We start from the raw sequence: 21,234 nt of genomic DNA, 5'->3' as shown, positions 1-21,234 counted from the left end.
TCCGTCGTCGGCAGCGTCAGATGTGTATAAGAGACAGGTGCTGACGTACCTCATCCGCCGGCTCATCGCCGCCGTCCTGCTGCTCGCCATCGTGAGCGCGGTCGTCTTCGCCATCTTCTTCCTCGTGCCCCGCATCGGCGGGGCCACCGCCGACGACCTCGCCTCGCGGTACGTCGGCAAGAGCGCCGGTCAGGCCCAGATCCACGAGACCGCGGTGCGGCTCGGCTTCACCGACCCGATCTACGTCCAGTACGGACGCTTCGTCAAGGGCATCGTCGCCGGCGCCGACTACAACACCGGCGCCGGCACCGACCACTGCCCGGCGCCGTGCCTGGGCTACTCGTTCATCACCCAGAACCCGGTCCTGCCCGACATCCTCGACCGGCTGCCCGTCACCGCGACGCTCGCGGCCGGAGCCGCGGTCCTGTGGCTCGTCGGCGGGGTCGGCACCGGGGTCCTGTCGGCGCTGCGGCGCGGCTCGGTCCTCGACCGCGGCTTCATGGGCATGGCCCTGGCCGGCGTCTCCCTGCCGATCTTCTTCACCGGCCTGCTGTCCCTGACGATCTTCAGCTACGGCCTCAAGTGGACCTACGCCGGCGGCGCCAGCCCGATGGACGCCACCAGTCCCCTCGACCTCGTCCACCGCATGTTGCTGCCCTGGATCACCCTGGCCTTCCTCTACGCGGCCAGCTACGCCCGCCTCACCCGCGCCGGCATGCTCGAGACGATGAACGAGGACTACATCCGCACGGCGCGCGCCAAGGGCCTCAAGGAGCGCGACGTCGTCGTCAAGCACGGCCTGCGCTCGGCCCTGACGCCGATCCTGACGATCTTCGGCCTCGACCTCGGCCTGCTGCTCGGTGGCGCCGTGCTCACCGAGACGACGTTCTCGCTGCAGGGGATCGGCTTCTACGCCGTGCAGGCCATCACGAACAACGACCTCCCCAAGGTCCTCGGTGTGACGCTCTTCGGCGCGGTGTTCGTCATCGTCGCCAACCTCATCGTCGACCTCCTGTACGCCGTCGTCGACCCCAGGGTGCGCACCTCATGAGCCAGTCCAGCCAGTCCGGCCCCTCGGGCCAGCCCTCGAACCAGTCCGTCCTCGAGAAGGAGGGGCGGGTGAGGTCCGGCCGCGGCCGCAAGGCGTCGGTCAACGCCCTCGACGGAATCGGCGGCCTCGGCGCGCCCGCGCCCGACGCGTTCCTGTCGGTGCGCGACCTGCGGGTGCACTTTCCCACCGACGACGGGATCGTCAAGTCCGTCGACGGTCTGTCCTTCGACCTCGCCCGCGGCAAGACGCTCGGCATCGTCGGTGAGTCGGGCTCGGGCAAGAGCGTCACGAGCATGTCGATCATGGGCCTGCACAAGCCGGGCACGGTCCGGATGACCGGCTCGATCCGCCTCGACGGGCAGGAGCTCGTCGGCACCCGTCCGGAGACCGTGCGCTCGCTGCGCGGCAAGAGGATGGCGATGATCTTCCAGGACCCGCTGTCGGCGATGCACCCGTTCTACACGGTGGGTCACCAGATCATCGAGGCCTACCGGATCCACAACAAGGTCTCGACGTCGGTGGCCAGGAAGCACGCCATCGACATGCTCGGGCGGGTCGGCATCCCGCAGCCGGCGAGCCGCGTCGACGACTACCCCCACCAGTTCTCCGGCGGCATGCGCCAACGCGCCATGATCGCCATGGCGCTCTCGTGCGACCCGGACCTGCTCATCGCCGACGAGCCGACCACCGCCCTCGACGTCACGGTCCAGGCACAGATCCTCGACCTCATCCGCGACCTGCAGGCCGAGTTCAACTCGGCGGTCGTCGTCATCACCCACGACCTCGGCGTCGTCGCCGAGCTGTCCGACGACATCATGGTCATGTACGCCGGCCGCTCGGTCGAGTACGCGGCGTCGACGGAGGTGTTCGAGCGGCCGCAGCACCCGTACACGTGGGGCCTGCTCACCTCGATGCCGCGCCTCGACCGGGCGCGCATCGAGCGTCTGCGCCCCATCGCCGGCTCGCCGCCCAGCCTCATCAACGTGCCGTCCGGCTGTCCGTTCCACCCCCGCTGTGCCTACGAAGGGCGCAACGAGGGTCGCAGCCAGGCCGAGCGGCCCCCGTTCGAGGAGTCCCTGCCCCGGCACTGGGCCGCCTGCCACCTTCCCGTGGACGTTCGCCGCTCCATCTGGGAGAACGAGATCAGGCCGACCCTGTGAGCACCGCCGCGACCGTCCCGACCACCGCGCCCAGCGCACCGATCCCAGGAGCCGCAGCGTGACCGCCTCCCCCGCCACCGCCCGGACGGCGGCGCCGTCGACGTCCGACGCGCTGCTGCAGGTCACCGACCTCACCAAGCACTTCCCGATCCGACGCGGCCTGCTCCAGCGGCAGGTGGGCGCGGTGCGGGCCGTCGACGGGCTGACGTTCGAGGTCGCCAAGGGCGAGACGCTCTCGCTCGTCGGCGAGTCCGGCTGCGGCAAGACGACGACCGGCCGGATGCTGACGCGGCTGCTCGAGCCGACCTCGGGCCAGATCCTCTTCGAGGGCCGCGACATCACCCACGCGTCCGTCGGCACGATGCGTCCGCTGCGGCGCGACGTGCAGATGATCTTCCAGGACCCCTACGGCAGCCTCAACCCGCGGCACACGGTCGGCACCATCGTGGGCTCGCCGTTCCACCTGCAGAACGTCAAGACCCAGCACGGCATCAAGCGCGAGGTCCAGGACCTGCTCGAGCTGGTCGGCCTGAGCCCGGAGCACTACAACCGCTATCCGCACGAGTTCTCGGGCGGCCAGCGCCAGCGCATCGGCATCGCCCGGTCGCTCGCCCTCAGGCCCAAGCTCATCGTCGCCGACGAGCCGGTCTCCGCCCTCGACGTGTCGATCCAGGCGCAGGTCATCAACCTCCTCGAGGACCTGCAGGACGAGCTCGGCCTGACCTACGTCGTCATCGCCCACGACCTGTCGGTCGTGCGGCACATGAGCGACCGCGTCGCCGTCATGTACCTCGGCAACCTCGTGGAAGTCACCGGCCGCGACGAGCTGTACGCCCGGCCCATGCACCCGTACACGACCGCCCTCATGTCGGCGGTGCCGATCCCCGACCCGGCCCGCCGCGGCCGCCGCGAGCGGATCCGCCTCGAGGGCGACGTGCCGAGCCCGATCAACCCCCCACCCGCGTGCCGCTTCCACACCCGCTGCTGGAAGGCCCAGGAGGTCTGCCGCACCGAGACCCCGCCGCTCGTCGAGCTGCTCCCGGGCCACAGCGTCGCGTGCCACTTCCCGGAGAACATCGACCTGCCCGACCCCACCGTGCGACCCGGCGCCGCGTCACCGCTCGAGGCGGCAGCGGCGGACCTCTCCGCCTCCGGGGAGGTGCCGCACGACGACGCCGACCGCTCCGGGCCCCGGGTCGTGCCGCGGGACGCGTCCGCCGACCCGTCGGGCAACGCACCGGAGCCCGGCAACGCCTGAGGCCCTCGATCCGCACACCCGGGAAGCAAACGACGGGGCGGGTGGTTGAACGTTGCATGAAGGTCGAGATCTGGTCGGACATCGCCTGCCCGTGGTGCTACATCGGCAAGCGCCGCTTCGAGAAGGCCCTCGCGACGTTCCCCCACCGCGACGACGTGGAGGTGACCTGGCGCAGCTACCAGCTGGACCCGTCGCTGCCCGAGCACCACGACGGCACCGAGCTGGACTACCTGGTCTCCCGCAAGGGCCTGTCGGCCGAGCAGGTCCGCGCCATGTTCGACCAGGTCAGGCAGATCGCCGCCGAGGAGGGCCTGGCCTACGACTTCGACCGGGTCGTCGTCGCCAACAGCCTGCCCGGCCACGAGCTGCTCCACCTGGCCGCGGCGAGCGGCCTGGGCGACGCCGTCAAGGAGGCGCTGCTGTCGGCGCACTTCGAGCACGGCGAGGACATCGGCGACCGTGCCGTCCTCGTGCGGATCGGCACCGAGGCGGGCCTGCCCGCCGACGAGGTGGAGCGGGCCCTCGACGAGCACACCCAGCTCGAGGCGGTCCGTGCCGACGTCGCCGAGGCCCGGCGCCTCGGCATCCGCGGGGTCCCGTTCTTCGTCCTCGACGGGCGGTACGGCGTCTCCGGCGCCCAGCCCACCGCGCTCTTCACCCAGGCGCTCGAGCAGGTCTGGCGCGAGACCAACCCGCTCGTCATGGTCGGCGCCTCCGACGCATCCGAGGCATCCGACGCGTCGGGCGCAGCGTGCGGGCCCGACGGCTGCGCCGTCTGAGGCCGGTCGCCGGGCCCCCGGACGGCCGGAGACGTGACGAGGCGCCACTCGCTCGGGGGTTCGAGTGGCGCCTCGTTCATGCCTACCATCGACGCCGGCTGCCCCGGCGTTACACCCGTCTGCACCACGTTCTGCCTGCCCGTCCGCCCTCGCCGTCCTGCCTCCCGCCGGCCCGGGGGCTCTGGGCCGTGCGCGGTTCCAAAGCACCCGCATCGGGTCGGTGACCGACCTACCCTGAGTAGGGAGGGAGGCGGCGCATCGGGCGCCGCCGGAGGAGACCGACGTGAGCGCGTCCGAGCCGATGACGGTGACCCTGCACGGGCACTCGCTCTCCTACGTCGACGTCGGCGCGGGCGAGACGATCCTGTTCGTCCACGGCCTGCTCGGCTCGCACCACAACTGGGCCAGCCTCGTCGACGCCCTCGCCGACTCCTACCGCGTCGTCGTGCCGGACCTCTTCGGACACGGCGCGTCGGACCGGCACGCCGGCGACTACTCCGTCGCCGCACACGCCGCGACGCTGCGCGACCTGCTCGACCGGCTCGGCATCGCGCGGGTCACCATCGTCGGGCACTCGCTGGGCGGGGGCATCGCCCTCGAGTTCTGCTACCTGTTCCCCGACCGCGTCGACCGCCTCGTGCTCGTCGGCAGCGGCGGCCTGGGCCGGCAGGTCAGCGCGGTGCTGCGCTCGGCCACGCTGCCCGGCGCGGAGTGGGTGCTGCCGGTCATCGCCTCACCCTGGGTGCGCGGCGGGGCCGCGGCCGTGGGCCGGGTCCTGTCGCTGGCCGGCTGGCGCGCGAGCCACGACGTCCGCGCGGCGTGGGAGGGCTTCACCTCGCTGGGCGACGCCGACAGCCGCCGAGCCTTCCTCGCCACGACGCGGGCCGTGCTGGACCCGGGCGGCCAGCGGGTCAGCGCCACCGACTACCTGCCCGACCTCGTCGGTCTGCCCGTGCTCGTCGTGTGGGGCACGCGCGACCTCGTCATCCCACCGGCGCACGCAGCCCGCGCACGAGAGTCCATCCCCGGCTGCCGCATCGAGCTGTTCGAGGGTGCCGGGCACTTCCCGCACCTCGACGAGCCGGAGCGCTTCGCCGAGGTGCTGCGCGACTTCGTGCGCGAACCGGGCCGGGACCGGTCCGTCGGACGGCCACGACGCGACCCCGACCTCGCGCCCGGCATCGACGAGCAGCGGGCCGGCTGAGCCTGGGCGTCCGGACGCGTGAAGAGGCGCCACCCGCTCGGGGGTCCGGGTGGCGCCTCTGTCACGCGGACCATCGCCGCGACCCGGCGCGGTGTTACACCGCACCACGACGGCACGACGGCACGACGGCACGACGGCACGACGGCACGACGGCACGACGGCACGACGGCACGAGGTTGCGTCGACGGTGTGGACCGCCTCGACGTCAGTCGGCCAGGAAGGCCGCGACGCGGTCCTTGGGCCGGCCGATGATGGCGCGGTCGCCCTTGACGAGGACCGGACGCTGGAGCAGCCGCGGATGGCGCACGAGCACGTCGACCACCTGCTCGCGCGTCGCGACGTCGGCGTCGGTGAGGCCGAGCTCGGCGAAGTGTCCGTCCCGACGGACGAGGTCCGTCGGGGCGTCCTCGAGCTTGTCGAGGAGGTCCTCGAGGGCCGCGGCGTCGAGCGGGTGGCGCAGGTAGTCGACGACGGTGGCCTCGACCGCGGCCTCGTCGAGGCGTTCCATCGCGGCCCGCGACGTGGAGCAGCGGTTGTTGTGCAGGATCGTCACGTCGTCGGTCATGGGTCCGACCCTAGCCAGACCGGCATGAAACCCACGTGCCGGGACCGGGTCGGCCCGCCTACGCTGCCCGGGTGGAGACCACCGACCGCACCGCCGGCGCGAGACCCGAGCTGTTCGCGCTGTCCATCGCCGCGAACGACCCCGAGCGGCTCGCCCGGTTCTGGCAGGTGCTGCTCGGCTGGCCGCTCGCCGAGTCGGGCGGGCCGGCGCTGGTGCCCGCCGACGACACCGGGTTCCTGCTGCGGTTCCTGCACACCGACGAGCCGAAGACGCGCCGCAACCAGATGCACCTCGACCTGACGAGCGAGTCGCTCGCCGTGCAGGAGGCCACGGTGGCTCGGGCGCTCCGCCTCGGTGGCCGCCACTTCGACGTCGGCCAGCGCGGCGACGAGGGCCACGTCGTCCTCGCCGACCCCGAGGACAACGAGTTCTGCGTCATCGAGCCCGGCAACCGCTTCCTCGCCGACTGCGGGTTCGTCGGGGCCGTGGCGAGCGACGGCACCCGCGCCCTCGGCCTGTTCTGGAGCGAGGCCCTCGGCTGGCCGCTCGTCTGGGACGAGGGCGAGGAGACGGCCGTCCGCTCCCCGCACGGAGGACCGAAGATCACGTGGGGCGGACCACCCGTCGCCGACAAGACCGGCCCGAACCGCTGGCACCTCGACCTCGTGCCCGCCGACGACGGCGACCAGCACGCCGTCGTCGACCGGCTCGTGTCGCTCGGGGCCCGTCTCACGGACGAGGACGCGCACGACCCCGGCGCCGTGGTCCTGCTCGACCCGGACGGCAACGAGGTCTGCGTCCTGTCCGCGCGTCCTTGACGGACGCCGGGGGGACGGTCAGTCCGACGCCGGTGGGTCGGTGCGCTTCGCGTCGTCGAGCTGGGCAGCCAGCTGGGCTCGCCACTGGTACAGCTGCTCGAGCGCCTGGAGGCGCACCTCCTCACCGACGGCCGAGGCGGCCGCACGGATGGCCTGGCCGTGCTCGTCCAGGTACCCCTGCAGGGCCTCCTTGACCTCGGTGCCACCCGTCTGGCCGCGCGCGGCGGACTGCAGCACCTCGCGGACCCGCTCGAGGTCGCTCGTGGCCGCCTCGAGCGACTCGGCGGGAACCTGCCCGGAACCGGTCGCGGCGGTGTCGGTCATGTCGGCTGGATGCCGGGACGGGCGACCGGGGTGCCGCCCCCGAGGCCCTGGAGGATCCGGATGAGCGCGTCGATGAGGTTCTGCAGCAGGTTCCCCAGCACCTGGCCCAGGTTCACGCCGTCGAGCAGGCCCGCGACGGCGCACAGCAGGTTGCCCAGCAGGTTGCCTGGGCCGGGGATGGCCGTGATGTCGAGCACGACCTGGTTGAGCTGGACGCGGAGTCCGAGCAGGTTGAGGTCCAGCGGACCGAGCTCGAGGTGAAGGATGGGACAGACGTCGGGTTGTGGAGGTGGTTGTGTCATGACGACTCCGGTCGAATGGTGCGAAGGTCGCTTTTCTCCGAACGGCCTACCGTCGAGTGTCGGCCCGGGTCCCGCGGATGCGCAATACCCCCTCGAAAAGCCCAGCCACGGCAGGCCGTTCCGCTCGCCCACCCCGGCGCAGCGGGGTCAGACGTTGAAGCGGAACTCCACGACGTCGCCGTCCTGCATGACGTAGTCCTTGCCCTCCATGCGCACCTTGCCCGCGGCCTTCGCGGCCGCCATCGAGCCGGCGTCCACGAGGTCACCGAACCCGACGATCTCGGCCTTGATGAAGCCACGCTGGAAGTCGGTGTGGATGACGCCCGCGGCCATCGGGGCGGTCCAGCCCTTGCCGATCGTCCAGGCGCGCGACTCCTTGGGCCCGGCCGTGAGGTAGGTCTGCAGGCCCAGGGTGTGGAAGCCGGTACGCGCCAGCTGGTCGAGTCCCGACTCCTCTGCCCCGAAGCTCTGCAGCAGCTCGAGGGCCTCGTCGGCCTCCATGTCCATGAGGTCCATCTCGAGCTTGGCGTTGAGGAAGACGGCGTCGGCCGGGGCCGCGAGGTCCCGGAGCGACGCGTGCAGCTCGGTGTCGGCCAGCTGGTCCTCGTCGAGGTTGAAGACGTAGATGAAGGGCTTGGTCGTCAGCAGGCCGAGCTGCTTGGCCTCGGCGAGGTCGACGCCGGCGGCCGGGCCCGCGGCGAACAGGGTGTGCCCCTCCTCGAGGACCTTCTGCGCGGCCTGGGCCAGCTCGAGCGCGGCCTTCCGGTCCTTGTTGACCCGGGCCTCCTTCTCGAGGCGCGGCACCGCCTTCTCGAGCGTCTGGAGGTCGGCGAGGATCAGCTCGGTGTGGATGGTCTCGATGTCGCCGGCCGGGCTGATCTTGCCGTCGACGTGGACGACGTCGGCGTCCTCGAAGGCGCGCACGACCTGGCAGATGGCGTCGGCCTCGCGGATGTTGGCGAGGAACTTGTTGCCGAGGCCCTCACCCTCGGACGCGCCGCGCACGATGCCGGCGATGTCGACGAAGCTGACGGTGGCCGGGAGGATCTTCTCGGAGCCGAAGAGCGAGGCGAGCACCGTCAGGCGCGCATCGGGCAGCGGCACGACGCCGACGTTGGGCTCGATCGTCGCGAACGGGTAGTTCGCGGCGAGCACGTTGTTCTTGGTCAGCGCGTTGAAGAGCGTCGACTTGCCGACGTTGGGGAGACCGACGATTCCGATGGTGAGTGCCACGAGGACAGGAGTTTAGTGCCGCAGGACGAGCGCCCCGACCACGCACCGACGGCCGCGGCCCTCCGGAGGGTCCGCGCCGACGTCGGGGGCGGGCTGCCTCACCCGTCGGTCGGTGCGGGCCGGACGCCGCAGAGCTGACGCGACTGCGCGACGAGGGCGCCGGTGGAGTCCCAGATCGTCGCGTCCTCCTCCATCATCCCGCCACCGAGGTTCTCGCTCGAGAGCGCGACGCGCAGCCAGCCGGGCGCGGGTCGGCGGCGGACGTGCCCGGTGAACTCCAGCGTCGGGGTCCACCCGAAGAGCCCGAGGTCGAAGGCGACCGGGGGCAGGGCGTCGAGGGCGAGCAGGAGCATCGTCGTGTCCGGGTCACGTCCGTCGCGCAGGCGCAGCCATCCGCGCATGACGCCCTGCATCGAGGGACGCCCGAGTGCCCAGCCGGCCGTGGCCGGGTCGAGCCGCAGGTCGAGGCGCTCGAGGAACCGGGCGTTCGCGAGGAAGTCCGGCGGCGCCTGGTCCGCGCCGAGGCACTGCTCCGGCGGCGGCATGTCGGGCACGACGGACTGGCGCTGCACCTCGACCTCGTCGAGGTTGCCGAACGAGGCGATGGCGCGCATCCGCTCCACCGGGGGGCCGTCGGGCGAGGGCTGCACGATGCTCACCTGCCCCGTCGAGAGGGCGCGTCCGCACCGCATGACCTCGGTCGTCGCCGTGAACGGCCCGGGCTGCGAGGCAGTCAGGAAGTACGCCGAGACGACGACCGGGTCGACGTGACGCGTCGCCTCGGCGGGGTCGGCGGCCAGGTGCTGCCCCAGGGCCGTCAGGGCCGTCGCCATGACCAGCCCCCCGTTGACGGCGTTGCCGATCATCCAGGCCTCGGAGAAGCTGCCGGTCCGGGCGTCGGGCCCCGGCCCGGGCTGCAGGCGGACGGCGTCGTCGTACTCGCTCACGGCGACTGTCTAGCAGACGCCCCACACATCGCACCGGGCGGGGCGTGCCGCGGGCCACACCGGGACAAAGGGTGTGTAATGGACACTCCCCTGATCTCCGCACGGACGCAGTCACCCACTGGAACGACCGAAGGACGACTCATGGCTGGATCCCTCCGGCGCGGTGGCGGCCTGGCTGCCGCGGCCCTCGTCACCACTCTCGCTCTCGCCGCCACGGCACCGGCCGCCTCCGGTGCGACGCCCGAAAGTCCGGAGCGGCCCCCGGCTGCGGCACCGTCCGTCGCCACCGCGTCGACGCCACGGTCCGGGTCGCTCGGTCGGGGCCCCTCCCTCGCCGCCCTCGCCGTCGCCGCGACCACCGACCCGATCCGCGCCACCGCCCGGCCCGTGACGGCGGCCGACGTCCGTTACACCTGGCGGTCGGGCTGCCCCGTGGGGCCCAGCCGGCTGCGCGTCGTCGAGATGAACTTCCGGGCCTACGACGGCACGATCCGCCGCGGCATGCTCATCGTCCGGTGGGACAAGGTCGGCCAGACCGCGGCCATCTTCCGCGCCGCCTACCTCGCCGGGTTCAAGATCCGCCGGATGGACAACCCGAACCGGTGGTACGGCAACGACGAGGAGATGATGAAGGCCGACAACACCTCGGCCTTCAACTGCCGCCGGGTCACGGGCAACAGCTCCCGGATGTCGCCGCACTCCTACGGCACGGCGATCGACGTCAACACGATGCACAACCCGTACAAGGCGGCCAACGGGGTCTGGTACCCGCCGAACGGGGTGCGCTGGATCAACCGCAACCTGCGCGACCCCGGGATGATCTGGGGCTCCTCGACCATCACGAGGCAGGTCATCTCGCGGGGCGGGATCTGGGGCGGCTACTGGTCGTACAAGGACTACCAGCACTTCGAGCTCGGCTGAGGGCGTGGGCTCCCCGGCCCTGTCGGACCTCTCTGGGACGGTGGGGCCATGGAGTCCTCCTCGCTGCTCACCGGCCTCGTGACCGGCCTCGTCGTCGGCGCGCTCGTCGCGTGGCTGGCGGTCCGTTCCTCGCTCGTGTCGCGCACCGCGGCCGCCGAGGCGGCGCGCGACGTCCTGCGCGAGCGCGTCGACGACCTCGAGGCCTCCCGGGCCGAGGACGACGCCACGGCAGCGGTGCTCGCGCCGCTGCGCGAGACGATCGGCCGCGTCGAGCGGCAGGTCGGCGTCCTCGAGCGCGACCGCGCGCAGCAGTTCGGCCAGCTCGGGGAGCGCCTCAGCGAGGTCAGCCGGTCCACCGAGTCGCTGCGCTCCGAGACCGCCACCCTTGCCGGCGCCCTCAACGCCTCGACCGTCCGCGGCGCCTGGGGCGAGGTGCAGCTGCGACGGGTCCTCGAGGTCTCCGGGCTGCTGGCCCGGTGCGACTTCGACGAGCAGGTGACGCGCGTCAGCCGGCACGGCGCCACCGTGCGCCCGGACGCCGTCATCAACCTGCCCGGTGGCCGGCACGTCGTCGTCGACAGCAAGGCCCCGATGGCCCACTTCCTCCAGGCGCACGGCGACACGGTGTCCGAGGTGGAACGCGGCGAGCTGCTCGCCGCCCACGCCACGGCCCTGCGTCGGCACGTCGAGGGCCTCGCCGCGAAGGCCTACTGGACCGCCTTCACCCGCTCTCCCGAGGTCGTCGTCTGCTTCGTGCCCGGCGAGGCGATCCTCGCCACCGCGCTCGCCGACGACCCGGGGCTCTACGAGCACGCGCTGACGCGCAAGGTCGTGCTCGCCTCCCCGGGGACGCTCTACGCCGTGCTGCGCACGGTCGGCGCCATCTGGCAGCAGGACGCCCTCGAGCAGAACGCCAGGGAGCTGCTCGCCCTCGGACAGGACCTCTACGCCCGCCTCGCGACCCTCGGAGGTCACGTCACCGGGATGGGGCAGTCGCTGGCCCGCTCCGTCGAGCAGTACAACCGCTTCGTCGGCACGCTCGAGTCACGCGTGCTCGTCACGGCCCGCCGGATGCACGAGCTGCAGCTGGCCACCGAGCGGCCGGCCGAGCTCGTGCCGCTCGAGGCCGCGCCACGCTCGCTGAGCGCCGCCGAGCTGACCGGAAGCACCCCGGACGACGTCGCCGATGCACTCGGTGCGCGCTCGAGCGAGGAGCGGGACGACGCGTTCCTGCGCCGTGAGCGCGACGCGGCGGCCCGACGCCGGGAGGACACCGCCTGACGGCCTCCCCAGGGGCCGATCACCCACGGCCACAGCCACTTTCGAGGTGCGGAGAGGCGAGATGTCCGGTATGGGGCGATAGTGGACACCCGCGCGGGAGGCACGGACAATACGGCGGCATGGAAGCGGGCGCAGCGTGACCGGCACCGGGGGGCCGGACCCAGACCATCAGGCAGCAGGCACGGGCCGCCGCATCGGCCCCTACGAGCAGAGCCTCATCGACTCACGGCACAAGGTCGAGGCCGCCGTCCGCGAGCGCAGGTGGCGTCAGCGCCGCAACCGGGTGCTCGGCGCCGTGCTCGCCATCGTCCTGGTCGGCGCCGCGGCGGGCGTGTACGCCCTGCTCGTCCGGCGTGACGTCCCCACCAGCCTGCCTGCCATCGCCGCTCGTCCCGTCGCGTGCGCCCACCCGGCGAAGGTCCGCGTCGCAGTCGCCCCGGCCGCCGCGCCCGCCGTCGCCGCCGCGGCCGAGGCCCTGAGCAAGCACCCCGACGGGCCGTGCGCCGCGTACACCTTCGAGCCCGCGGAGCCCTTCGCCGTGGCCGGCTCGCTCGTCGGCGCGGGGCGGCCCGACGCGTGGATCACCGACTCCGACGTCTGGCTCGGGCGGGCCCGCGCGATCTCCGGTGTCACGGCGGCTCCGGGCAGGCCGTTCGCGACGAGTGCCGTCGTCGTCGCGCTGTCCCCTGCCGCCGCCGAGAGGGTCGGTGCCGACCTCTCGTGGGCGGCGGTGCTCGGGGGCGGGACGCCCGTCCGCGTCCCCGACCCCAACCGCTCCACCGTGGGGCGCCTGGCGCTCGGTGCCGCCGCCGCTTCGATGTCGGACGCGGCCCTCGGCACGCTCGTGTCCCGCGCCGCCGAGGACGGCACCGGCTCGGTGTCCCTCGACGGGGTCGACGGTAAGGACCCGGCCGGCGCCGTCGTCACGCAGGCTCAGCTGACGACGTGGAACGCCGCGCACACCGACGCACCGCTCACGCCGCTGGCGCCGAAGGAGGGCGCGGGCCCGGCCGAGTACTCCCTCGTGTCCCTGTCCGACGACGCGGCCAAGAAGCGCCTGGTCAAGGCGCTCGACGACTACCTCCACACGGGGCAGGCGGCACAGGTCCTGCGGGCCGGCGGTTTCCGCACACCAGGTGGCGCGGACCCCGGGACCCCCAGCGGGCTGCGTGGGACGATCACGGTCGGGCCCGCCCCGGCCGAGGCCGCCGTGGCCCGCGCCGCCGCGCTGTGGGACGCGTCGGCCCCCAAGACCCAGGCCCTGCTCGCGGTCGACGTGTCCGGGTCGATGCTCGACCGGACCGAGAGCGGCGCCACGCGCCTGGCCACCGTCCAGCGGGCCACGGTCCGGGCCGCCGCCGCCGTGTCACCGACGACGGTCGCCTCGCTGTGGGTCTACTCGCAGCACATCGGTGACCACGCCGACGACTACCGGCCGCTCGTCGGCTACGGCGGCCTCGGTGAGGGCAGGCGCCTGGCCGCGTTCGACACGTCCGTCGCCGGCCTCGACACCACGGTCGGCGGTGGCCGCGGCCTCTACGACTCGATCGCGGCGGCGTACGCGCAGGCCAGGGGGTACTGGCGTCCGGGGTCCACCAACGCCGTCGTGGTCGTGACCGGTGGCCCGAACGACGACGACTTCGGGCTGAGCCTGCGGCTGCTCCAGAAGCAGCTGGCGGCGCTGCGGGACCCCGCCAAGCCGGTACGGCTCGTCGTGGTCGACATCGGCGGCCGGTCCGACGAGGGGGCGCTCCGGCAGGTCCTGGCCATCACGGGTGGGCAGTACGTCGCGACGAGCTCGCTCGACGACCTCCAGCCCGCCTTGACCTCCGCGCTCGGAGGCTGACACCGACCCTCGGGAGCCGGTGGGCCCCGACCCGGTCGGCCGTGAGGACGCGTCGCGGAGGCGGGCTCAGTGGAGCGAGCCGGCGTCCTCGAACGCGGCGTCGTGGCGCAGGCTGCCGGCGTCCTCCCCCTTGCGGGCCTTGAGGTCGCGCCGCAGCTCGTTGGGCAGCGCGAAGAGCAGCGACTCCTCCGCCGCGACGACGGCCTCCACCTCGCCGTAGCCCCGCTCGGCGAGCCACGACAGGACGTCACGCACGAGTACCTCGGGCACGCTCGCGCCCGACGTCACACCGACCGTCGAGACCCCCTCGAGCCACTCCTCCTGGATCTCGTCGGCGTAGTCGACGAGATGACCGGCCCGGGCACCGTGCTCGAGCGCGACCTCGACGAGTCGCACCGAGTTCGAGGAGTTCCGCGAGCCGACGACGATCATGAGGTCGGTGTCCCGTGCCATCTGCTTGACGGCCAGCTGCCGGTTCTGGGTGGCGTAGCAGATGTCGTCGGACGGCGGGCTCTGCAGGGCCGGGAACTTCTCCTTGAGGCGCTTGACCGTCTCCATCGTCTCGTCGACCGACAATGTCGTCTGCGAGAGCCACACCACCTTCTCGGGATCCCGCACGGTGACGTGCTCGACGTCGTCCGGACCGTCGACGAGCGTGATGTGCTCGGGCGCCTCACCGCTCGTCCCGACCACCTCCTCGTGGCCCTCGTGGCCGATGAGGAGGATGTCGAAGTCGTCGCCGGCGAACCGGACGGCCTCGCGGTGCACCTTGGTCACGAGCGGGCACGTGGCGTCGATGGTCTTGAGGCTGCGCGCCCTCGCCTCCTCGTGGACCACGGGGGCCACCCCGTGGGCCGAGAAGACGACGGTGGCACCCTCGGGCACCTCGTCGGTCTCGTCGACGAAGATCGCCCCCCGCTTCTCGAGCGTCGTGACGACGTGCCTATTGTGCACGATCTGCTTGCGGACGTACACGGGCGGGCCGTACAGCTCGAGCGCCTTCTCGACCGTGACGACGGCCCGGTCGACGCCGGCGCAGTAGCCACGCGGCGCGGCGAGCAGGACCTTCTTCGCGGCATCGGTCATGCGGCCATGCTACGTGCCGGCCGCCGCGCCCCCGAAGTCCGCCGGGACCGGGACGTCGGTCGCTGCGCCTATCGTTGCCGTCGTGAGCCTGCCGAACCCGCTGCCGGACAAGGCGGCCGACACCACCGCCGAGCAGCCCTGGCCGGTCCGCGTGCTCAGCCTCAAGATCAGCGACTACGTCGACCGGATGAGCCAGCTGTGGGTCGAGGGGCAGGTCGTGCAGTTCAACCCGCGCGGCGGCACCGCCTATCTGACGCTGCGCGACCCCGACGTCGACATGTCGCTGTCCGTCTCGGTGCCGATGAACGCCGTCAACGCCATGGCCGTGCCGCTGACGCAGGGGGCCCGCGTCGTGCTCCAGGCCAAGCCGACGTTCTGGACCAAGCGCGGCACGCTGCAGCTCGAGGCCCGCCAGATCCGCCCGGTTGGCATCGGCGACCTCCTCGCCCGCGTCGAGATCCTCAAGCGCACCCTCGCCGCCGAGGGCCTGTTCGACACCGACCGCAAGCGCCCCATCCCCTTCCTGCCGCACCGCGTGGGACTCATCACCGGACGCGGCTCGGCGGCCGAACGCGACGTCGTCGAGAACGCCAGGAGGCGGTGGCCCGCCGTGCGGTTCGAGCTTCGCGAGGTGGCCGTGCAGGGGGCCAGCGCCGTGACCGAGGTCGTCGCGGCGCTCCGCGAGCTCGACGCACACCCCGAGGTCGACGTCATCGTCGTGGCGCGCGGCGGCGGCGCGCTCGAGGAGCTGCTGCCGTTCTCGAACGAGGCCATGGTCCGGGCCGTCGCCGAGGCGCGCACCCCGGTCATCAGCGCCATCGGCCACGAGGTGGACCAGCCCCTGCTCGACCTGGTCGCCGACTGGCGGGCCTCCACTCCCACCGACGCCGGCAAGCGGGTCGTGCCCGACGCCGCGCACGAGCGCGGAACCGTCGAGACCGGCCGCGACCGGCTGCGCCGTGCCCTGCTCCGTCGCGTCGAGCACGAGCGCTCGGGGCTGCGGGCCCTCGTGTCCCGACCGGTCATGGCCGACCCGGTCGCCCAGCTGCGCCCGCGCCGCGCCGAGCTGGCCGCCCTCCGCGAGCGGGCGGCGACGCGCCTCGAGGCCCGCCTGCACCGGGCGTCCGACGAGGCCGAGCACCTGCGCCGGCAGGTCGTCGCGCTCTCGCCGCAGTCGACCCTCGAGCGGGGCTACGCCGTCGTGCAGCACCGCGACGGCCGCGTCGTCATGGACCGCGACGAGGTCGGCGTCGGCGAGCTGCTGCGCGTGCGCGTCGCCCGAGGCGACTTCGGCGTCCGGCCGGTCAGCGTGAAGAAGGCCGCCGGGAAGAGGTCCACCGCGAAGAAGGCGGCACCGGCCCCGGACCCCGAGGGCGGCGTCGGGCCGACACCGTAGGGTGGCCGCCATGGCCGACGCGTCCCCGCCCGACAGCACCGACTTCCCCGACATCGCCGGCATGCGGTACGAGGACGCCCGCGAGGAGCTCGTCACCATCGTCGCGCGGCTCGAGGCCGGTCAGGCCCCGCTCGAGGACTCGATGCGCCTGTGGCGCCGCGGCGAGGCCCTCGCCGCCCACTGCGCGACGTGGCTCGACGGCGCCCAGGCCGAGATCGAGCGGGCCGTCCGTGGTGGCGACCCCGCCGGCCCGTCGGCTCAGGACGGGCCGCTGCACGCCGACGACGCCGTCTTCGACGACGAGTCCTGACCGCGGCCTCTCGACCCCGCGTGCGACCCGCAGGTCAGGGGGCCGTCGCAGGTGCCACCGGCCGCATCGCGGCGACGAACGCCTTCAGCTCGTCCTCGGACGCGTTGCCCGAGGCGACGATCGTCGGCCTGGTCGGAGCCGTCCCGCGCACGACGTAGGCGACCTGGCCCGCGTCGGAGGCGGTGAACCGCTGGAACGACCGTCCCGACACCTGCACGGTGCCGGCGGCCTCGCCGTCGTCCACCGACCGGCGCAGCCAGCCGTCCGTGGGGTTCACGGCCTGCTTGAGGGCGATGTCGGCTCCGGCCGGCGTCGTCCACACCGTCGTGAAGGTCCGGACCTTCTCGGTCCCGGGGGCGTACGTCGCGACGGTCGGCACCCAGCCGGACCCCAGGCCCTGGGGAAGCTCCACGGCCCAGTGCGTCTGGGCCGCGACCTCGCGCGCCTTGTCGAGCGCGTCCACCGCAGGCCGGTCCACGTGGTCGGTCCGGGGCACGATGGCGACGAGGGCGAGGACGAACAGCCCGATGACGAGCATCGAGCGGAGCATGTTCGGCAGCGTGCCCATCGAGTACCGGCTGCGCGGCGGCGCGAGGGCCTCCGTCTGGGAGTCCGTCTGGGAGTCGGTCTGGGGGTCGGCCTGGGACCGGGCGGACGGAACCGACTGTGCCACGGGCCCGCCCGTCGACGCCGCAGCGACGCCCTCGGGGCCGGTCGGCGTGACCGGCTGCTCGGGGTGCCCCGGCGGAGGCGGGGAGGTGGACGGCGAGCTCATGACTCCATGGTCCCCGACCCGTGGACGGCGTCCAAACGCGGGTCGACCCCCCGATAGGCTGGCGCCGACTCGTTCTGCGCCGACGGAGGACCCGATGAGACACAGCCAGCCGGACCGCAACCTCGCCCTCGAGCTGGTGAGGGTCACCGAGGCCGCCGCCATGGCCGGCGGACGGTGGGTCGGCCGCGGCGAGAAGAACAAGGCCGACGGGGCGGCGGTCGAGGCGATGCGCGCGATGATCTCGACGGTCAGCATGCGTGGGGTCGTCGTCATCGGCGAGGGCGAGAAGGACAACGCGCCGATGCTCTTCAACGGCGAGGAGGTCGGCGACGGCACAGGTCCCGAGGTCGACGTCGCCGTGGACCCCATCGACGGGACGACCCTCACCGCCAAGGGCATGAACAACGCCGTCGCGGTCATGGCCGTCGCCAACCGCGGCGCGATGTACGACCCGTCGGCGGTGTTCTACATGGACAAGCTCGCGACCGGTCCCGACGCCGCCGAGGTCGTCGACATCCGCCTGCCCGTCGCGGAGAACATCCGCCGCATCGCCAAGGCCAAGAAGGAGACGCCGGCCGACGTCACGGTCGTCATGCTCGACCGGCCGCGTCACGACCGCCTCGCCCAGGAGATCCGCGACACCGGCGCCCGTATCCGCTACATCGTCGACGGTGACGTCGCCGGCGCCGTCATGGCGGCCCGACCCGGCACGGGTGTCGACCTGCTCCTCGGCATCGGCGGCACGCCCGAGGGCATCATCGCAGCGTGCGCCATCAAGTGCATCGGCGGTGTCATCCAGGGCCGGCTCTGGCCCAAGGACGACGAGGAGCGCCAGAAGGCGCTCGACGCCGGTCACGACCTCGACCGCGTCCTGTCCACCGACGACCTCGTCGTCGGCGAGTGCTTCTTCGTCGCCACGGGCATCACCGACGGTGAGCTGTTGCGGGGAGTTCGCTACGGCGCCAAGTCCGCCCGCACGAACTCCCTCGTCATGCGCTCGCGCAGCGGCACCATCCGCACCATCGACAGCGAGCACCGCTTCGACCGCCCCGGCTGGTTCGGCAGCGCCGACATGGTCGACGCGTGAGCGAGGACGACGTGACCGACCTGCGCACCCTCGTCGTCGGTGAGGCGCTCGTCGACGCCGTGACGACGCCCGACGGCGTGACCTCCGAGCACGTCGGCGGCAGCCCCGCCAACGTCGCGTTCGGCCTGGCAGCCCTCGAGCATCCGGTCGACCTCGCGACGTGGATCGGGCGAGACGCCCGTGGTGAGCGCATCGCCGCCCACTGCGCCGAGCGCGGCATCGCCCTGACCGAGGGCTCGTGCGACGCCGCGGCCACCTCCCTGGCCCATGCGACGCTCGACGCGTCGGGCGCCGCCACCTACGTCTTCGAGCTCGAGTGGCACGTCGCACCGGTCCCGCACCTCGACGGCTACGGCCACGTCCACACCGGGAGCATCGCCGCGGTCATCGAGCCCGGTGGCCACGAGGTCCGGGCCGTGCTCGAGGCCGCGCGGGCCACCGGCGCCACGGTGTCCTACGACCCGAACGCGCGGCCGACGCTCATGGGCGCCCCGGGCGACGCGCGTCGCGCCATCGAGGCCTCCATCGCGCTGGCGGACGTCGTCAAGCTCTCCGACGAGGACGTCGCCTGGCTGTGCCCGGGCGAGCCCCTCGACGAGGTGCTGCGCGCGTGGGGCGACCTCGGCCCGGCCGTCGTCGTCGTGACCCGCGGGGGCCAGGGCGCCGTCGTGCGGGTCAGCGCCACGGGCGAGCAGGTGTCGCTGCCGGCCCCGAGCGTCCGCGTGGTCGACACCGTCGGCGCGGGCGACTCGTTCATGGCCGGCCTCGTGTCCGGGCTCCTCGACGCGGGCCTGCTCGGTGGGGCCGCCGCGGCCGCGCGCCTCCGAGCCGCAGGTCTGGCCGAGATCGCCCCGGCGGTCGAGCGGGCCCTGCTCACCGGGGCCCTCACCGTGCAGCGCGCGGGGGCCTTCGCACCGCCGAGATCCGTGCTGCCGTAGGACATTTCGGGCATTCGACAAACGCGGGGCGGTTGGGGCACCATTCTGCGCGAGCCGCCCGGTACCGTTGCTCGGTGGTTCGCCCCGACGCCCCGGCACCGGGGCGTCCTCATGTGAGGAAACCCCGTGTCCCAGCCGACCCCTCCACGTCGCACCGTCGGTCCCTACGAGCAGAGCCTCATGGAGGGCCGCGCGGCCCGAAAAGCGCTCGAGGCGAAGCTCGCCCGCAACCGTCGCAACCGGCGGGTCGCCGCGGTGCTCGGCTTCGTGCTCGTCGTCGCCGGTGCGGGGGCCGGCGGCTGGACGTGGTGGCAGGGCCGTGACCAGGCGCCCGTGGCCGCGCTGACCGGAGCCCCCGGCAAGTCTTGCCCGGAGCGCACGCCCGTCACGCTCTGGGTCTCCGAGGCGGCGCAGCCGGCGGTTCTCGCCCTCGCCAAGGAGTACCAGGCCGACGCCGACTCCCCCTGCGTCGACTTCGTCGTACGCGGGAAGACCCCGATCGAGGCGATGATCGGCCTCGGCCAGGGCCAGCCGAACCGGCCGGACGGCTGGATCCCGGACTCCCAGCGCTGGGTCGAGCGGGTCAACGAGTCGGCCAGGATCAACGCCAAGGTCGCCAAGCCCTTCGCCAAGAGCCCGCTCGTCATCGCCATGGACCCCGCGCGCGCCAGGCAGCTCGACGGGCAGCCGACGTGGCTCGAGCTGGTCGGGTCCGACTCCCCCATCCGGATGAGCGACCCCCGGTCCACGACGGCCGGCATGCTGACGCTCGCCTCGGCGCTGCCCCGACTGGGACCCGAGCAGGGACGCGTCGTCATCCCGAAGCTGGCCAAGGGCGCCGCCGCGTCCATCGACGAGCTCTTCTCGGCCTACAACGCCAACCCGCAGGAGGCTGGGGCCTTCCCGGTGGCCGAGGCCGACCTCATCGACCACAACCGGCTCTACCCCGACCACCGGATGGTGTCGGTGACCCCGAGCGAGGGCACGCCCGCCTTCGAGTTCTCCCTCGTCAACGTCGCCACCGACCCGGTCCGGGCCCAGGCCGTCGAGCTGCTCCGCACCTACCTCATGACGCCTGAGGCCGCCACGATCCTGGCCCGCTACGGCATCCGCTCCAGCGCGGTTCCCGTGACGATGCCCACCCCGTCCGGCAGCGTCGGTGACGTCACGGTCGGGCCGACTCCCGACGCGGCCACGGTGGCCGCGGCGACCGACACGTGGCAGTCGGCGACCACCGACTTCTCCATCCTGTCGGTGTTCGACGTCTCCGGGTCGATGAACGACAGGGTCGGCAACAGCACCCGCGTCGCCATCACGCAGGAGGCGGCCGGGATCGCGCTGTCGGCGCTGCCGAAGACGACCAAGCTCGGGCTGTGGATCTTCTCCATCGACAAGGGTGGTCCCGGTCAGGACTGGCGCGAGCTGGCTCCGATCGGCCGTCTCGACGACGACAGCCACCGGGCCCAGGTCGCCACCGCCGCCGAGACGCTGTCCAAGAACGTCGGCGGCGGCACGGGCCTCTACGACACCATCTGGGCCGCCTACCAGAAGGCGCAGGCCCAGTACGACCCCGACCGCGTCAACGCCGTCGTCATCCTCACCGACGGCCGCAACGACGACCCGAACGGCATCTCGCTCGAGCAGCTCAAGGCCAACCTGCGCTCGGCGAGCGACCCCGACAAGCCCATCGCCATCACGACGATCGGCATCGGGCCCGACGTCGATGCCACGGCCCTGACCGAGGTGTCGAAGATGACGTACTCGGACTTCTACTCGGCACCGACGCCGGCCGACATGACGACCGTCCTCGCACGCGCGCTCTTCGACCACGGCTGCAAGAACGGCCGCTGCGTCTGAGAGCCCGGACCGACCCATCCGGCGGTGGTGACGCGGCTGCGCCCGGGACCCCTGAGCGGCTGTCTCTTATACACATCTGACGCTGCCGACGACGGA

The 21,234-nt window shown here is 72.9% G+C and carries 21 protein-coding genes; 14 read left to right on the top strand and 7 right to left on the bottom strand.

Going from position 1 to position 21,234, the window contains the following annotated elements:
- From ACR9ZK_RS13235 to ACR9ZK_RS13215, 5 genes are all read left to right on the top strand, one after another.
- A partial coding sequence (locus ACR9ZK_RS13235; protein ID WP_481342399.1) for an ABC transporter permease occupies window positions 1-1,051 on the top strand: 1,051 nt, incomplete at its 5' end.
- Window positions 1,048-2,211 (top strand): ABC transporter ATP-binding protein, encoded by a 1,164-nt coding sequence (locus tag ACR9ZK_RS13230; RefSeq protein WP_481342398.1) that lies wholly within the window; start codon window positions 1,048-1,050, stop codon window positions 2,209-2,211. The genes ACR9ZK_RS13235 and ACR9ZK_RS13230, both read left to right, overlap by 4 nt.
- Before the next feature lie 58 nt (window positions 2,212-2,269).
- On the top strand, window positions 2,270-3,469 hold the full coding sequence (locus ACR9ZK_RS13225) for an ABC transporter ATP-binding protein (protein ID WP_481342397.1): 1,200 nt from the start codon (window positions 2,270-2,272) through the stop codon (window positions 3,467-3,469).
- Between the two features lie 56 nt (window positions 3,470-3,525).
- Entirely contained in the window at window positions 3,526-4,248 is a 723-nt protein-coding gene (locus tag ACR9ZK_RS13220) for a DsbA family oxidoreductase (protein ID WP_481342396.1), read from the top strand.
- 283 nt (window positions 4,249-4,531) lie between these two features.
- Window positions 4,532-5,452, top strand: coding sequence for an alpha/beta fold hydrolase (locus ACR9ZK_RS13215; RefSeq protein ID WP_481342395.1), 921 nt, complete (start codon window positions 4,532-4,534; stop codon window positions 5,450-5,452).
- A 205-nt stretch (window positions 5,453-5,657) separates the two neighbouring features.
- Here ACR9ZK_RS13215 and arsC read toward each other — a convergent pair whose 3' ends face one another.
- Window positions 5,658-6,017 carry an arsenate reductase (glutaredoxin) gene (gene arsC, locus ACR9ZK_RS13210; RefSeq protein WP_481342393.1) on the bottom strand — a complete coding sequence of 120 codons (360 nt, stop codon included), beginning with the start codon at window positions 6,015-6,017 and terminating at the stop codon, window positions 5,658-5,660.
- 71 nt (window positions 6,018-6,088) lie between these two features.
- On the opposite strand from arsC, the gene ACR9ZK_RS13205 reads away from it, so the two are divergent.
- Window positions 6,089-6,835 (top strand): VOC family protein, encoded by a 747-nt coding sequence (locus ACR9ZK_RS13205; protein ID WP_481342392.1) that lies wholly within the window; start codon window positions 6,089-6,091, stop codon window positions 6,833-6,835.
- Window positions 6,836-6,853: 18 nt separating this feature from the next.
- On the opposite strand, the gene ACR9ZK_RS13200 is transcribed toward ACR9ZK_RS13205, so the two are convergent.
- From ACR9ZK_RS13200 to ACR9ZK_RS13185, 4 genes are all read right to left on the bottom strand, one after another.
- A complete protein-coding gene (locus ACR9ZK_RS13200; protein ID WP_481342391.1) occupies window positions 6,854-7,159 on the bottom strand; it encodes a hypothetical protein in 306 nt (101 codons plus the stop codon).
- Window positions 7,156-7,461, bottom strand: coding sequence for a hypothetical protein (locus ACR9ZK_RS13195; RefSeq protein WP_481342390.1), 306 nt, complete (start codon window positions 7,459-7,461; stop codon window positions 7,156-7,158). Before ACR9ZK_RS13195 ends, ACR9ZK_RS13200 begins: the two co-directional genes overlap by 4 nt.
- 147 nt (window positions 7,462-7,608) lie before the next feature.
- Complete coding sequence (gene ychF, locus ACR9ZK_RS13190; protein WP_481342389.1) at window positions 7,609-8,694, bottom strand: redox-regulated ATPase YchF; 1,086 nt, start codon at window positions 8,692-8,694, stop codon at window positions 7,609-7,611.
- Window positions 8,695-8,792: 98 nt separating this feature from the next.
- A complete protein-coding gene (locus ACR9ZK_RS13185; protein ID WP_481342388.1) occupies window positions 8,793-9,641 on the bottom strand; it encodes a thioesterase family protein in 849 nt (282 codons plus the stop codon).
- Window positions 9,642-9,782: 141 nt separating this feature from the next.
- Between ACR9ZK_RS13185 and ACR9ZK_RS13180 the strand changes: the two genes are divergently transcribed.
- The 3 genes from ACR9ZK_RS13180 (at window position 9,783) to ACR9ZK_RS13170 (ending at window position 13,689) form a co-directional block, all read left to right on the top strand.
- The gene (locus ACR9ZK_RS13180) at window positions 9,783-10,562 is read left to right on the top strand and encodes a M15 family metallopeptidase (RefSeq protein WP_481342387.1); all 780 of its coding nucleotides are present in this window, start codon (window positions 9,783-9,785) and stop codon (window positions 10,560-10,562) included.
- Window positions 10,563-10,610: 48 nt separating this feature from the next.
- On the top strand, window positions 10,611-11,843 hold the full coding sequence (locus ACR9ZK_RS13175) for a DNA recombination protein RmuC (protein ID WP_481342386.1): 1,233 nt from the start codon (window positions 10,611-10,613) through the stop codon (window positions 11,841-11,843).
- A 136-nt stretch (window positions 11,844-11,979) separates the two neighbouring features.
- Window positions 11,980-13,689, top strand: coding sequence for a substrate-binding domain-containing protein (locus ACR9ZK_RS13170; RefSeq protein WP_481342385.1), 1,710 nt, complete (start codon window positions 11,980-11,982; stop codon window positions 13,687-13,689).
- A gap of 66 nt (window positions 13,690-13,755) precedes the next feature.
- On the opposite strand, the gene ACR9ZK_RS13165 is transcribed toward ACR9ZK_RS13170, so the two are convergent.
- Window positions 13,756-14,775, bottom strand: a complete 1,020-nt coding sequence (locus tag ACR9ZK_RS13165) for a 4-hydroxy-3-methylbut-2-enyl diphosphate reductase (RefSeq protein WP_481342384.1) — start codon at window positions 14,773-14,775, stop codon at window positions 13,756-13,758.
- Window positions 14,776-14,863: 88 nt separating this feature from the next.
- Here ACR9ZK_RS13165 and xseA point away from each other — a divergent pair, with 88 nt between their 5' ends.
- Together xseA and ACR9ZK_RS13155 are read left to right on the top strand one after the other, a co-directional pair.
- Entirely contained in the window at window positions 14,864-16,171 is a 1,308-nt protein-coding gene (gene xseA / locus ACR9ZK_RS13160; protein ID WP_481342400.1) for an exodeoxyribonuclease VII large subunit, read from the top strand.
- A 10-nt stretch (window positions 16,172-16,181) separates the two neighbouring features.
- On the top strand, window positions 16,182-16,481 hold the full coding sequence (locus tag ACR9ZK_RS13155; protein ID WP_481342383.1) for an exodeoxyribonuclease VII small subunit: 300 nt from the start codon (window positions 16,182-16,184) through the stop codon (window positions 16,479-16,481).
- Between the two features lie 34 nt (window positions 16,482-16,515).
- Here the strand turns inward: ACR9ZK_RS13155 and ACR9ZK_RS13150 are convergent, their stop codons facing one another.
- Window positions 16,516-17,256 carry a DUF4245 domain-containing protein gene (locus tag ACR9ZK_RS13150; RefSeq protein WP_481342382.1) on the bottom strand — a complete coding sequence of 247 codons (741 nt, stop codon included), beginning with the start codon at window positions 17,254-17,256 and terminating at the stop codon, window positions 16,516-16,518.
- Window positions 17,257-17,350: 94 nt separating this feature from the next.
- Here ACR9ZK_RS13150 and glpX point away from each other — a divergent pair, with 94 nt between their 5' ends.
- The 3 genes from glpX (at window position 17,351) to ACR9ZK_RS13135 (ending at window position 21,138) form a co-directional block, all read left to right on the top strand.
- A complete protein-coding gene (gene glpX, locus ACR9ZK_RS13145) occupies window positions 17,351-18,343 on the top strand; it encodes a class II fructose-bisphosphatase (protein ID WP_481342380.1) in 993 nt (330 codons plus the stop codon).
- Window positions 18,340-19,281, top strand: coding sequence for a carbohydrate kinase family protein (locus tag ACR9ZK_RS13140; protein WP_481342379.1), 942 nt, complete (start codon window positions 18,340-18,342; stop codon window positions 19,279-19,281). Before glpX ends, ACR9ZK_RS13140 begins: the two co-directional genes overlap by 4 nt.
- Before the next feature lie 126 nt (window positions 19,282-19,407).
- A complete protein-coding gene (locus ACR9ZK_RS13135) occupies window positions 19,408-21,138 on the top strand; it encodes a substrate-binding and VWA domain-containing protein (protein WP_481342378.1) in 1,731 nt (576 codons plus the stop codon).
- Window positions 21,139-21,234 lie beyond the last annotated feature (96 nt).

This window comes from Monashia sp. HAY1-5C (assembly GCF_056755255.1).
This window is presented reverse-complemented; position numbering and strand designations above follow the sequence as displayed.

Coding starts and splice junctions, on each gene's coding strand:
- ACR9ZK_RS13230 (WP_481342398.1), top strand. CDS start 1,048: ATGAGCCAGTCCAGCCAGTCCGGCCCCTCGGGCCAGCCCTCGAACCAG.
- ACR9ZK_RS13150 (WP_481342382.1), bottom strand. CDS start 17,256: ATGAGCTCGCCGTCCACCTCCCCGCCTCCGCCGGGGCACCCCGAGCAG.
- ACR9ZK_RS13180 (WP_481342387.1), top strand. CDS start 9,783: ATGGCTGGATCCCTCCGGCGCGGTGGCGGCCTGGCTGCCGCGGCCCTC.
- ACR9ZK_RS13155 (WP_481342383.1), top strand. CDS start 16,182: ATGGCCGACGCGTCCCCGCCCGACAGCACCGACTTCCCCGACATCGCC.
- ACR9ZK_RS13220 (WP_481342396.1), top strand. CDS start 3,526: ATGAAGGTCGAGATCTGGTCGGACATCGCCTGCCCGTGGTGCTACATC.
- glpX (WP_481342380.1), top strand. CDS start 17,351: ATGAGACACAGCCAGCCGGACCGCAACCTCGCCCTCGAGCTGGTGAGG.
- ACR9ZK_RS13175 (WP_481342386.1), top strand. CDS start 10,611: ATGGAGTCCTCCTCGCTGCTCACCGGCCTCGTGACCGGCCTCGTCGTC.
- ACR9ZK_RS13195 (WP_481342390.1), bottom strand. CDS start 7,461: ATGACACAACCACCTCCACAACCCGACGTCTGTCCCATCCTTCACCTC.
- ACR9ZK_RS13200 (WP_481342391.1), bottom strand. CDS start 7,159: ATGACCGACACCGCCGCGACCGGTTCCGGGCAGGTTCCCGCCGAGTCG.
- arsC (WP_481342393.1), bottom strand. CDS start 6,017: ATGACCGACGACGTGACGATCCTGCACAACAACCGCTGCTCCACGTCG.
- ACR9ZK_RS13165 (WP_481342384.1), bottom strand. CDS start 14,775: ATGACCGATGCCGCGAAGAAGGTCCTGCTCGCCGCGCCGCGTGGCTAC.